Origin of the sequence: Burkholderia sp. Bp9015 (genome assembly GCF_003853505.1) — a bacterium.
Taxonomy (GTDB): Bacteria; Pseudomonadota; Gammaproteobacteria; order Burkholderiales; family Burkholderiaceae; genus Burkholderia.
Map to the genome: position 1 here is coordinate 1 of NZ_QTPZ01000020.1, position 12,711 is coordinate 12,711.

Sequence of the window (12,711 nt, forward strand, 5' to 3'; positions counted from 1 at the left end):
ACCGCAAGGACGATTTCTTCTCGAATCCGAAGTCGGACCGCGCGAAGGACTTCCTCGCGAAAATCCTGCACTGAGCGTTCGTGCAGCGCGTGCGCCGCATGCACGCCGATGAAAAAACCGCCCGGCTGAACACCGGGCGGTTTTTTTTCGCGGGCTGCCCGTCGCCCGCCGATGGCAGCGGACGGGGCGCCGCGTCGGGCGTTACCAGCTGTAGCGGTAGCCGACCTGCCCGGTCACGCCGCGCCGGTAATCGCCGCCGATGTTGCGCGCATATTTCACGTTCGCGTACAACGCGCCCGACTTGCCGAAGCCCGCGGTCACGCCAAGGCCGAGCTCGTACCACGTGCGGCCCAGGTGCGTCGCGAACGGCGTGCCGCCGACGACGGTCTGGCCCGGCGACAGGAAGTCGTGCAGCACGTCGGCCGTGAAGTACGGTGTCGCGGCGCCGCCGCCCGCGTTCGCGTCGAGGTTCGGCCGGAAGACGCGCACGCCGACGCGTCCGCGCAGCGCGTGGGTCGTCGTGCCCGACACGGCCGATACGTTGTCGTTGAACCCGTTCAGCTTCAGGTACTGGTACATCAGCTGCGCCTGCGGTTCGACCGCGATCGGCGTGCCGCCGATCCCGAACGGCTTGCCGACCTCCTGCGACAGCGCGATGCCGAAGCCGTTCTGCGAGGCCTCGTTGCCGTAGCTGTCGCGATAGCGGTTGCCGTAGTGCGTGACCTGGCCGACGCTGTCGAAGTAGGTGCCGTCGGACAGGTAGCGTGTCCAGTAGCCGCCGACGCTCTGCGCGTGCATCTCGACCGAGCCCGTCGACGTCGACAGCCCGGCCGTGTCGGCGCGTGCCGTGTCGCTGAAGCTCGCGTTCGCGACGCCGATGCTCGCCGTCACGCCCGCATGCGTGCTGCCGCCGGCGGGCGCCTGGTCGAGCGTCCAGTCCTTGCCGAACTGCGCGAAGAACGTGCGCTCGTCGGCCGCGAAGCGGCCCGCGTTCGCGTCGAGGCTCTGTCCGCCGATGCGGCCCCACACGCCGTCGCGGTTGCCCGGCGCCTGCTTCTCGAGGTTGTAGATGTCGCCGACGCGCTCGTGCAGCTTGCCAAGCGTCGAGAAGCCGTAGTCGGCGTTCAGCAGCGGCGTCATCGCATAACCCGCGACGCCAGGACGGTACGCGAGATTGCCGCCGTTGTCGCCGCCCTCGATGACGGACGGGCCGACCGGATCGCCGGGGTCCGTCGGGTCCAGTTGCGAGCGCAGGTACCAGCCGTTCGCATCGCCCTGTCCGCCGCGGTAGAGACGGTATTCGTACGCGCCGGCCTGTACGGGGCCCGCGAGATGGAACGCCGACGCGGTAGTCGTGCCGCCATTGGCCGTGACGACCACCGGAATCCCGTCGCCCGTCGTCTGCGCGCCGGTGCCGGCCGTGTTCGCGATTTTCAGCCCGGTCGTGCCGCTCGCGGTGCCGCCGTTCACGATCAGCCGGTCGGTCGGCGATGCGTCGGCGCCGAGGTACGTGTTCAGCGCGATCGTGCCGCCGTTGCCGACGTAATTGCCGGTCGTCAGCGTCCGGTAGCTGGCGGCCGCCGTCGGTGAACCGGACGGCGCGGCGAACGCGACCAGGCCCGCGTTGTTCAGGCTGCTCAGCACGGAGCTGCCGGTCATGTGCCACGTGCTCGAGCCGTCGACGCTCAGCGCGACCGGGTCGATCGTGCCGGTCAGGGTCGTGCCGTTCGTCAGGAACACGTTGCCGGTGCTCGACGCGTCCGACACGATGTCGCCCGCGAGATTCACGGCCGATGCGTTGAAGGTCGCGGTGCTGCCGTTCGCGAGGTCCAGCAGCGTGCCGTTGCCGGCCGTCACGACGGTGCCGTTGCGCACCGCGATGTCGACGGTGCCGCCGCGTGCGGCGAACGCCGGCCCGGTGACGGACGCGACGCTGCCGCCGTCGACGCGCACCGAGCTCGTCGCGCCGGTCGCGAGCGTGTCCGTGCTCATGACGCCGGCCGTCGCGCCCTTGAGCGTCGTGCCCGTCAGCGCGAGCACGCCGCCGCCGTCGACGGTCGCGCCGTTGCCGGCCGCGCTCGCGAGCGACGAACCCGTGTCGCCGATACGGCCGCCGTTGCGCGCGACGAGACCGTCGGCTGCCACGCCCGCCGCAGAGACCTTCGTGCCCGACAGCCACACGGTCGCGCCGCTGCCCGCGACGATCGCATGCGCGCCGGCGCCGGTCGTCGCGACGGTCGTGCCGTCGGCCGCCAGCGTCGAATCCGCGCCCGTCACAAAGAGGCCGCGTGCGTTGTCGCCGGCGGTGCGTACGACGGTCGCCGCGTCGGTCGCGATGCGTGCGCCCGTGCCCGTCGACGACAGCCCGTCGGCGCCATTGCCGGTCGTGCCGATCTGCGTGCCCGACAGCGCGATCGTCGTGTTCGTGCCGAGGTTGTCGATGCCCTTGCCGGCGCCGCCCGCCGCGATCGACGTCGCGCCGGCCGCGATCCCGCCGTTCGAGACGGTCGAGTCGATCAGCACGCCGTCGGCACTGCCGTTCGCGACGACGGTGCCCGCGCCCGACAGCGCGACCGACGCACCCGCGCCGGTCAGGTGCACGCCCGCGACGCCGTCGTCGGCCTCGATCGTGCCCGCGTTGGCAAGCGTCGCCGACGCGCCCTGCACGAGCGCGCCGGTGCCGTTGGCCACGCGGATCGCCGACGCGTTGTTCACGGTGCCGAGCGTGCCGACCACGACGCCCGTCGAGCCTGCGCCGCTCAGCAGCACCGTGTCGCGGTTGTCGAGCGTGCCGAGGTTCTGCGCGACGAAACCCGTCACGCCCGCGGTCGACGAGGTGACCGCGGCATCGTTGGTCAGCGTCGTCGCGACCGGTGCGCCGGCATTCGCGCCGGCGAGGTCGTGCGCCTGGCCGTCGACGACGCCCGCGATCGCGCCGGCCGCATTCAGGTTGATGGTCGCGCCCGAGTCGATCGTGCCCTTCGCGCCGCCTTCGACTGCAACCGCGATGCCGTTCGCGCCGTTGACGTTGTAGGTGGCGTGGCCGGTGGACAGCGTCGTGCCGGCACCGGTCGCGAGCACGCCGCGCGCGCGCTGGCCGTTGACGTCCGTCGTCAGCGTGCCGGCGGCCGATGCCCCCGTATAGGCCGCGCCGCCCGCCATGCGGAACAGCGTCGAATCGTCGGTATCGACGCTCAGGTGCTGCGCGGCGACGTTGATCTTCGAGCCTGCGCCATACGCATAGAAGCCGATCTGGTTCGTGCCCGACATGAAGTGGGGCACCGCGTTCGCGTCGACGTTGATCGTCGCGCCCGAGCGCGCATGGACGCCGATCGCACCGGTGCCCGTCAGGTTGAGCGCGCCGTCGACCGTGGCCTTCGCGCGCGGCCCTTCGGCCCACACGCCGTAGTTGCGCGTGTCCGATGCCGGATCGAGCCCGCCGGCCACGTTGATCGTGCCGGTCGACGTTGCGGCCGTCGCGGTCGAGCCGGTGCCGACCACCATGATGCCGATGCCGTTCACGCCGTTCAGCGTGATCGTGCCGGTGTTGGTCACGGTCGCGGCCGTGTTGGCCGCGAGCATGCCGACGTTGGCGAACGGCGTGCCGGGCGCCGCGCCGTTCACGACGATCGTGCCCGCGTTGCGCAGCGTGCCGGACGACGAACCGATGCTCGCCATCCCGGCGCCGTTCTGCGTCTGCGAGCCGATCACGATCGAGCCGAGGTTGCTGGCGGTGCCCGACGCGCCGAGCAGGATCCCGTACGCATGCGCGGACAGCGCGACATCGTTGGCCGCCGCCCCCGGCCCGTACTGGGCCGCGCGGCCGAGATAGATCGTGCCGCCGGCCGCGTTCGTGAAGGTGCCGCCCGCCGCGAAGCCGCCGATCACCTGGCTGTCGAGCGTCGTCGCGTTGACGCCGACGTTGATCGTGCCGGCGTTCGACGCGTTCGCGCCGCCCGTCACGGCCACCGCGTAGTTCTGCAGGTCGGGGCGGTCGCCGGCGAGCGTCCACGCGCCGACGTTCATCACGCCGTGGTTGACGAACGAGGTGCCCGAGCCGTTCGCGTACACGCCGTTGCCCTCGGTGTACGCATGGAACCCGAAGTTGTCGGGCGGCGTGCCGCTGCTCGTGTCGAAATTGTCGCCGGACGCGTAGCCGGACGAGATCACGCCATTGTTGACGCCGCTCGCGCCGCTCAGCAGGCGCACCAGCGTGAAATCGCCCGACAGGCGGCCGTCGTTGACGAAGTGCGCGCCGTTTTCCGCGAGGACGGCCGAACTCGATGCGATCGTGTTGGTGCCGCGGAAGTCGATCTGGCCGTCCTTGCCGATCTGCAGCGTCGCGTTCGCGCCGGTGCCGTGCATTGCCGACAGGTGATTGATCGGCAGCGTGTTCTTGTCGCCGGCGGACACGTTGTTCGCGTACTGGAAGGTCTCCTTCGAGAACGTGACGGCCTGGCCGAACGCGGTGTCGTACGCGGCCTGCGAGCCGAGCGCGCCGCTCCGGACCGAACGCACGAGGAAGTCGTTGTAGGCTGCGAGCGACGCGGCGTCGCTGACGGTCCACGTGCTGCCGTCGAACGCGGTGAAAGTGCCCGCATAGGCCGGCACGTCGAGCTGGAGGTTGCCGACGGAGCCGCCGCTCGCGAGGTAGTCGCCGGTGGTGAACCAGACCTGGTTGCGCGAATTCCAGTTGACGACGCTCGGGGTGGCGCCCGTCCCGTCCGCGACGGTGAGGTCCGTCTGCTTCGCGGCCATCGTGATTGCGTTGCCGGCCGAGCCGGGCGCGTTGGCGGGATTGCCGATCGACACGTTCAGCGTGCCGCCGGAGCGGTCGACGGTGCCGATCCGCGTGTTCACGTACTGGTCGCCGTTGACGTCGCGGTAGACGGGCACGTCGGTCGTGCCGACCGTCGACGCGGAGAACGCGGACGAGTCGTAGGTGGCGACCGACGTATGGGTGCCCGTGATCGTGTCGGGCGTGCCGATGTTTTGCGTCTTGCCGCCGAGCGACACCAGCGGCTGATCCGGATTTCCCGACACGATCGTCGTCGTGCCGAACGGGATGCGCGTGTAGCCGGCGTCGCCGCTGTTCTGCGCCGTCCATGCGCCCGTCACGCCGACCGCGTCGCCGCCGGACACGGTCGTGGCGCCGGCCAGGTTGTCGTTCACGGTCGGGCTGACGCTGCCGAGCGCGCAGCTGCCGCCGCTCGCGACCGCCGAACCGTCGCCGCAGCTCGACCCGTACGCGGAGCCGGCCGACAGCGCGGCCAGCGCGGCACCGAGCGCGGCGACGCGCAGCGGCGAGCGGCGCATCGCCGTGCGGCCGGCGCGGGTGCTTGCGCCCGATTCGCGGCGTGAACGCTTGCCGCGCGCCCGTGTCGTTTCCGCGACCGCGACCCAGCAGCCGGCGGCGTCGCTCCAGATCGATCGAAATGAGTGATTCACGACATGCCCTCTTTCTTGTTTTGAAGTGGTATTCGCCGCATGCGGCGAATGCGCATTCCACGGTGACGCGTGACGCGAATGGACATGCGGCAGCCGTGGCTGCATGACGCGCCGGTCGGGTTTCGTTACACCGAAGATGGAGCGAGTCTACTAATTGGCGGGGCGGGCGATTTTCAAAAAATCAGAAAATGTGGGGATGGTAACGGTATTGAGTGGTATTTCTGAGTTGTGTGGGTAACCGAACTGAAAGCCTTTGTGGGTAAGGGCTTGGTGGATTTTTTATAGAACAGGCGGAAGCGCCGGTTCGGTAGGCTGGCGCACGATAGGCGTGGGGATTTTGCTTTAAGCTGAGGCTTCCGGATTATCCGGTTTCGAATATCTTGTTTTATTTGTTTCGACGGTTAACTATTTTTACTTGAAAATTAATTAAATAAAAGTGAATGTCGTGTGGCGACGCACGCGTGCTTGAAATGGCAGCCTGAATGGAGTTGTCGGGGGGAGATTTTCAATGCGGGCAATCATCGGCGGATGCCGGGCGCCGGATGCGTGGTTCGACGATCCGGGCATGACGCGGGATCGCCGGGCCGCGACGCTGGCGGAACAGCGCAACGCATGAAGCGCGCGCCCGGCGGCGGCGCGGCGCGCTCAGAAATCGATCGAGTCGTCGGAATCGTCGTCGGCGCCGGCCGCGAGTGCGGCGTGCTGCGTACCGCACGGCGCGGACGCCGACGCGTCGAGCGCCGGGTTGCGCAGTTTCTCGAGCACGCACTCGGGCACCGGAATCTGCATCCGCGCGGCGACGTCGCCGCACTGGAACATGATCAGCTCGCCCGGTTCGAACGAGGTCCAGATTTCGTTGTCGGTCAGCGGCTGCGTGGCGATCACCGCGACGCGATCCTCGGGCGTCGTGTATTTCGCGAAGTCGATCGACAGGTCTTCGTCGACCAGATGCGCGGTCGAGAACGGCCAGCGCCGCACGAGGTAGTGCAGCCGCGTCGAGCAGTGCGCGAAGAGAGCCTGGCCGTTCGACATCAGGAAGTTGAACACGCCGTGATCGGTGATGTCGCGCGTCAGCTCGCCGACGCGCTCGAACAGCTCCGGCAACGGCGGCTGCGCGCCGGGGAACGCTTCGCGCAGCCCCTGCATCAGCACGCAGAACGCCTTCTCGCTGTCGGTGGTGCCGACCGGGTGGTAGACGCTGCCGTCGAGATCGGGTTCGTACTCCTGCAGATCGCCGTTATGCGCGAAGATCCAGTGCCGCCCCCACAGCTCGCGCATGAACGGGTGGCTGTTCTCGAGCAGGATGTGGCCTTGCGTGGCCTTGCGGATGTGCGCGATCGTGTTCTTGGACTTGATCGGGTAGCGCTTGACCATTTCGGCGAGCGGCGACGTGGCCGATGCCTGGTGGTCGACGAAGAGGCGGCAGGCCTTGTCCTCGAAGAACGCGATCCCCCAGCCGTCGGCATGGTGATCGGTGAGGCCGCCCCGGGCCGCGAAACCTGTGAAGGAGAATGTGACGTCCGTCGGCGCGGCGCAGTTCATTCCTAGGAGTTGGCACATTTTACTTGGGGCGGGGGCGGAAGCAGGGTAACCAACCGGGTGAACCCCGGTACAATGTGGCTTCTAGCATATCACCGAGCCTTGAGCGGTAAAAAGCGGATTCCGCCGGCCGAAGGCCCCGTGTTGCGGTTTGCCGTCAGTCGGCCCGCGCACGCGCGTTCCGGCCCCGCAGATGGCCAGCCCGTTCCTCACGACGCCTCCTATGACTGCCTCGAACGCTTCCTCTCCGGCGACGCTCACGCTCGCCCGTCCCGACGACCTGCACCTGCACCTGCGCGACGGCGACATGCTGGCCGCGGTGCTGCCGCACACGGCGCGCCAGTTCGCCCGCGCGATCGTCATGCCGAACCTGAAGCCGCCCGTCACGACCACCGCGCAAGCGCAGGCCTATCGCGAGCGAATCCTGGCCGCGCTGCCGGCGGGCATGGCGTTCGAGCCGCTGATGACGCTGTACCTGACCGACAACACGTCGCCCGACGAAATCCGCCGTGCGCGCGACAGCGGCTTCGTGCACGGCGTGAAGCTGTATCCGGCCGGCGCGACGACGAACTCCGACCACGGCGTCAGCGATCTCGCGAAGTGCGCGAAGACGCTCGAGGTCATGCAGGAAACTGGCATGCCGCTGCTCGTGCACGGCGAGGTGACCGACCCGGCGATCGACATGTTCGATCGCGAGAAGGTGTTCATCGACCGCGTGATGACGCCGCTGCGCCGCGATTTCCCCGGCCTGAAGGTGGTGTTCGAGCACATCACCACGAAGGACGCGGCCGACTACGTGCGCGACGCCGATGCGGCGCCGGGCCTGCTCGGCGCGACGATCACGCCGCAGCACATGCTGTACAGCCGCAACGCGCTGTTCGTCGGCGGGATCCGCCCGCATTACTACTGCCTGCCGGTGCTGAAGCGTGAAACGCACCGCGTCGCGCTCGTCGAAGCCGCGACGTCGGGCAACCCGCGCTTCTTCCTCGGCACCGACAGCGCGCCGCACGCACGCGACGCGAAGGAAACCGCGTGCGGCTGCGCGGGCTGCTACACGGCGCTGCACGCGCTCGAGCTGTATGCGGAAGCGTTCGACAAGGCGGGCGCGCTCGACAAGCTGGAAAATTTCGCGAGCCGCTTCGGCGCCGATTTCTACGGGCTGCCGCACAGCACCGAGACGATCACGCTGCGCCGCGAGACCTGGGAACTGCCGCGCGAGGTGTTCGCGGGCGATACGCCGGTCGTGCCGCTGCGCGCCGGCGAATCGATCGGCTGGAAGTTCGCGTGACCGGCACGCCGCCGCGCGCGGCCGGCCACGCGGCCGGCGGCGGCGCGGCGGCGTTCGCGCGGATCGACTGGTCCGCGCCGTGGCTCGCGCGTTACGCGGAACCGGGCCGCACGCTTCAGGCGGCCGCGCTCGCCGGCGAGGCCGCGCTGCTCGACGCACTGAACGGCGCGCTGCGCGGTGATGCCCGTGTCAGCGGCCGCGGCAAGCCGCTGCGCTTCGTGCCGCAGGCCGAGCTGCCGCCCGGCATCGCATACGAAACCCATATCGCCGACACCGGCGGCGTCCCGACCCGCCACAATCTTCACGACTTCTTCAATGCGCTCGTCTGGTTCGCGTATCCGCGCACCAAGGCTGCGCTGAACGCACGCCAGGCCGCGGCGATCGATGTCGCGGGCGGCGTCGGGCCGGTGCGCGGCACGCTGCGCGATGCGCTGACGCTGTTCGACGAAAATGCCGCGCTGTTCGTGACGGCCGACCGCACGCTCGCCGATGCGCTGCGCGGCTTCAGCTGGCAGCAGCTGCTGGTGGCGGCGCGCGACGCGTGGGGCACGCGCTGCGAGGCGCGGCTCGTCGGCCATGCGCTGCTCGAGAAGCTCGTCGCGCCCTACAAGTCGTGCACCGCGCACGCATGGATCGTCGAAGTGGGCGACGACTATTTTTCGTGGCCTGACGCGCAGCGTGCCGCGCATGTCGATGCGCGGATCGCCGGCGAGCTCGCGACCCGCGACCTGACGAGCCGCGATTTCGCGCCGCTGCCGGTGCTCGGCGTGCCTGGCTGGTGCGAAGCGAATGCCGCGCCCGCGTTCTACGACGATCCGGCGGTTTTCCGCAGCGGCCGCCGCTCGCGCGCTGCCGGCGGCGGCGCACAGTGCTAGAATGCGCGTCGCAAAGCAGGCCAGGCAGTCGCGGCCTCGCCGCCTTCGGGCAGGCGGGGGCGAGGAAAGTCCGGACTCCACAGGGCAGGGTGATGGCTAACGGCCATCCGTGGCGACACGCGGAACAGGGCAACAGAAAGCAAACCGCCGATGGCCCGGCGCAAGCCGGGATCAGGTAAGGGTGAAACGGTGCGGTAAGAGCGCACCGCGGCGACGGCGACGTTCGCCGGCACGGTAACCTCCACCCGGAGCAATTCCAAGTAGGCAGGCGCGCATTTTCGGATGCAGGACGGGGCCCCCGTCTCGTCTGCGGGTAGGAAGCTTGAGCGCGTCAGCAATGGCGCGCCTAGAGGAATGGCTGCCACGCGCCGCGCGCTTCGGCGTGCAGCGTGCACAGAATCCGGCTTATCGGCCTGCTTTGCCGTTCGAATGCGAAAGGGCCGGCGCTCCGTCAGGAGCGCCGGCCCTTTTTTTCATGCGTGGCCGCCGTGCGTTCAGTCGGCGACGATGTCGAACGAATGCGTGAGTTCGGCGGTCTTCGCGATCATGATCGACGCGGAGCAGTACTTGTCGTGCGACAGGTTGATCGCGCGCTCGACCGTGGCCGGGTTCAGGTTGCGGCCGGTGACGGTGAAGTGGAAGTGGACCTTCGTGAACACTTTCGGATCTTCGCTCGCGCGTTCGGCCTTCAGCGTGACCGAGCAGCCGGTGACTTCCTGGCGGCTCTTCTTCAGGATCAGCACGACGTCGTACGCGGTGCAGCCGCCGGTACCGACCAGCACCATTTCCATCGGGCGCGGCGCGAGGTTGTGGCCGCCGCCTTCCGGCGCGCCGTCCATCGCGACGAGGTGCCCGCTCCCGGTCTGGGCGGAAAACGCCATGCCGTCCTGACCCATCCAGCTTACTTTGCATTCCATGCTTGCACTCCAGCGTTGCCTGATTCGGATTCGATCCGGCATTGTAGCCCGCAGCGCTTCGCTCGGCTGATGCGCTGCACGACGCGCCACACCATGCCGCCGCGTGCGGCGCGCGGCGGGGCGCCGAACGGCGATTTCCCTGCTGTCTTTAGGGGTTTTACTCTAGGCGTGGCGGGCTTCCGGCTGCGCGCTTTCTTGCCAGTTGATTGATTTTAAAAGGGAAAATCCAATCATCGCGTGAGGCTTACCGGATTCCGCATTATGGTGTTGGATTTCGTAATGCAAATTTTCTTGTGAAGTCGGCGACGCATTCGTATAATGAGCCTCATTGGTTGTCGCGCTGCGGCAACCTCCGCATGTCTCCTCCACCCTCCTCCTAAGGTGGATTAAGCCCGAACCAGCCGTTCGGGCTTTTTTTCGTCCCATGCAAGCATCGGTGCGCAGTTTGCGCGCGTCGATATCCGTCATTGACTCCCGTTTACGCCGGCCGCCGCGCGGCTGGCTGCGATGCCGCGCCGGGCGGCGTGTCCGTCGAACGGGCGGCAGGGGCCGGAACGTGTGCGGCCGATGCATGGCCATGACCACGCGCGCAGAAGTGGCGCACGCGTTCGCGCACCGCGCGCAGGCGGGCGATGCGATCTTCGGCATGGGCGTGGCGGGCGTCGGCGATGCGGGCGTCGAGAGCGTCGAGCTTGGCCTCGCAGCCGGCCCGGGCGGCGACGGCGGGCGCCGCGGCGGCCAGCAGCGCGGCCGCGAGAAAGGGCGTAAGTCGTTGTTTCATCATGCTTGTTTGTTGTTTTCCGTGATCGGCCGGTCTGGCGCGGCAAGGTCAGGTGCCGCGCGTCGATGGGTGCCGCCCCAGGCGCTCGGTTCGCCTGGTGTATCGGGGCACGACCGAATTTTGGCCCATTTCGGGCGCCGCCGGCACGGGGCGTGGATTCTCTTTGACCGCGCTGCGGTATTTCCTTTATAATTCAGGGCTTTTCCGCATTCATGCCCACGGAAAAAGAACAGGGAGAGCCTGCACCGCGCCTCGAAGCGCACACAGACAAGCAGGAAGAACACATCGGGCAAAGCATTTTTTTTGGATCGATCATGAAGACGTTTTCCGCAAAAGCCCATGAGGTGACGCGCGAATGGTACGTGATTGACGCGACGGATAAGGTTCTCGGCCGTGTTGCCAGCGAAGTGGCACGCCGTCTGCGCGGCAAGCACAAGCCTGAGTTCACCCCGCACGTCGACACTGGTGATTTCATCATCATCATCAACGCGAGCAAGTTGAAGGTCACGGGCAACAAGACTCTGGACAAGAAGTACTACCGTCACTCGGGCTACCCGGGCGGTATCTATGAAACGACGTTCGGCAAGATGCAAGAACGCTTCCCGGGCCGTGCGCTCGAGAAGGCGGTCAAGGGCATGCTGCCGAAGGGCCCGCTCGGCTACGCGATGATCAAGAAGCTGAAGGTCTACGCTGAAGCTACGCATCCGCATTCGGCTCAACAGCCGAAGGCGCTCGAGATCTAAGGGGAGCCCACATGATCGGTAACTGGAACTACGGTACGGGCCGCCGCAAGAGCGCAGTCGCACGTGTCTTCATCAAGGCTGGCAAGGGCGACATCATCGTCAACGGCAAGCCCATCGCCGACTACTTCTCGCGTGAAACGTCGCTGATGATCGTGCGTCAACCGCTGGAACTCACGAACCACGGCCAGACGTTCGACATCAAGGTCAACGTCAACGGCGGCGGCGAAACGGGTCAGGCAGGCGCAGTGCGTCACGGCATCACCCGCGCGCTGATCGACTACGATGCAACGCTGAAGCCGTCGCTGTCGAACGCAGGCTTCGTCACGCGCGATGCACGTGAAGTCGAGCGTAAGAAGGTTGGTCTGCGCAAGGCACGTCGCGCAAAGCAGTTCTCGAAGCGTTAATTCCGCTTCATGGCCGCGCCGCTTCCGGGCGGCGTCCGCCGGAAAAACCGCCAGTTTTCGCGCTGGCGGTTTTTTTATGCCCGCGCGGCGGCGCCCCGCGGGCAGTTTCCTTTACTGAAATCAACAAGAACCTATTGATTTCATGGACATCAGCACGATCTTCTGATCGGCCCTACAATAGCGGCTAAAGCTTTTTGGAGAGTTCGCATGAACGCTGTTACCGAATCCGCAGCAACGACCACCGAAATGCCGGCACCGTTCGTCTTCACCGACGCCGCGGCCGACAAGGTCAAGCAACTGATCGACGAAGAGGGCAATCCCGACCTGAAGCTGCGCGTGTTCGTGCAGGGTGGCGGCTGCTCGGGCTTCCAGTATGGCTTCACGTTCGACGAGGAAGTCAACGAGGACGACACCGTGATGAACAAGAACGGCGTCCAGCTTCTGATCGACTCGATGAGCTACCAGTACCTGGTCGGCGCCGAGATCGACTACAAGGACGACCTCAACGGTGCCCAGTTCGTGATCAAGAACCCGAACGCCACGACCACCTGTGGGTGCGGCTCGTCGTTCTCGGTCTGAACGCACGACGGATCCTGTCCGGTTCGCCGGAATGAAAAACGGGGCTTGATGCCCCGTTTTTTTGCGTCCGTTGTACGCGACGAACCGCGCGGGCGGCCTCTCGGCGCGTCCCGGACGCGCCGCATCGGGGCTCCCGC

The 12,711-nt window shown here is 67.4% G+C and carries 9 protein-coding genes and 1 other RNA gene; 6 read left to right on the forward strand and 4 right to left on the reverse strand.

Going from position 1 to position 12,711, the window contains the following annotated elements; translation table 11 throughout:
- Positions 1–201 precede the first annotated feature (201 nt).
- Positions 202–5,448, reverse strand: a complete 5,247-nt coding sequence (locus DIE12_RS21300; RefSeq protein ID WP_124551327.1) for an autotransporter outer membrane beta-barrel domain-containing protein — start codon at positions 5,446–5,448, stop codon at positions 202–204.
- A gap of 645 nt (positions 5,449–6,093) precedes the next feature.
- Positions 6,094–7,008, reverse strand: coding sequence for a class II glutamine amidotransferase (locus DIE12_RS21305; protein WP_124551328.1), 915 nt, complete (start codon positions 7,006–7,008; stop codon positions 6,094–6,096).
- Positions 7,009–7,210: 202 nt separating this feature from the next.
- On the opposite strand from DIE12_RS21305, the gene pyrC reads away from it, so the two are divergent.
- From pyrC to rnpB, 3 genes are all read left to right on the forward strand, one after another.
- Positions 7,211–8,275: a dihydroorotase gene (gene pyrC / locus DIE12_RS21310; RefSeq protein ID WP_044848289.1), complete on the forward strand. Its 1,065-nt coding sequence runs from the start codon at positions 7,211–7,213 to the stop codon at positions 8,273–8,275.
- On the forward strand, positions 8,272–9,150 hold the full coding sequence (locus DIE12_RS21315) for a DUF3025 domain-containing protein (protein WP_124551329.1): 879 nt from the start codon (positions 8,272–8,274) through the stop codon (positions 9,148–9,150). Before pyrC ends, DIE12_RS21315 begins: the two co-directional genes overlap by 4 nt.
- A gap of 12 nt (positions 9,151–9,162) precedes the next feature.
- Positions 9,163–9,574, forward strand: an RNA gene (rnpB, locus tag DIE12_RS21320) — RNase P RNA component class A.
- Positions 9,575–9,644: 70 nt separating this feature from the next.
- Here rnpB and DIE12_RS21325 read toward each other — a convergent pair.
- Positions 9,645–10,109: an OsmC family protein gene (locus DIE12_RS21325; RefSeq protein WP_072465471.1), complete on the reverse strand. Its 465-nt coding sequence runs from the start codon at positions 10,107–10,109 to the stop codon at positions 9,645–9,647.
- A 436-nt stretch (positions 10,110–10,545) separates the two neighbouring features.
- The gene (locus DIE12_RS21335; protein WP_124487992.1) at positions 10,546–10,851 is read right to left on the reverse strand and encodes a DUF1090 family protein; all 306 of its coding nucleotides are present in this window, start codon (positions 10,849–10,851) and stop codon (positions 10,546–10,548) included.
- 311 nt (positions 10,852–11,162) lie between these two features.
- Here DIE12_RS21335 and rplM point away from each other — a divergent pair, with 311 nt between their 5' ends.
- The 3 genes from rplM to erpA all read left to right on the forward strand — a co-directional run bounded on the left by rplM (position 11,163) and on the right by erpA (position 12,574).
- Positions 11,163–11,591 carry a 50S ribosomal protein L13 gene (gene rplM, locus DIE12_RS21340; RefSeq protein ID WP_009687896.1) on the forward strand — a complete coding sequence of 143 codons (429 nt, stop codon included), beginning with the start codon at positions 11,163–11,165 and terminating at the stop codon, positions 11,589–11,591.
- A gap of 11 nt (positions 11,592–11,602) precedes the next feature.
- A complete protein-coding gene (gene rpsI / locus DIE12_RS21345; RefSeq protein WP_011883283.1) occupies positions 11,603–11,995 on the forward strand; it encodes a 30S ribosomal protein S9 in 393 nt (130 codons plus the stop codon).
- Positions 11,996–12,202: 207 nt separating this feature from the next.
- Positions 12,203–12,574, forward strand: coding sequence for an iron-sulfur cluster insertion protein ErpA (erpA, locus tag DIE12_RS21350; RefSeq protein ID WP_006401687.1), 372 nt, complete (start codon positions 12,203–12,205; stop codon positions 12,572–12,574).
- The last annotated feature ends 137 nt before the right edge of the window (positions 12,575–12,711 follow it).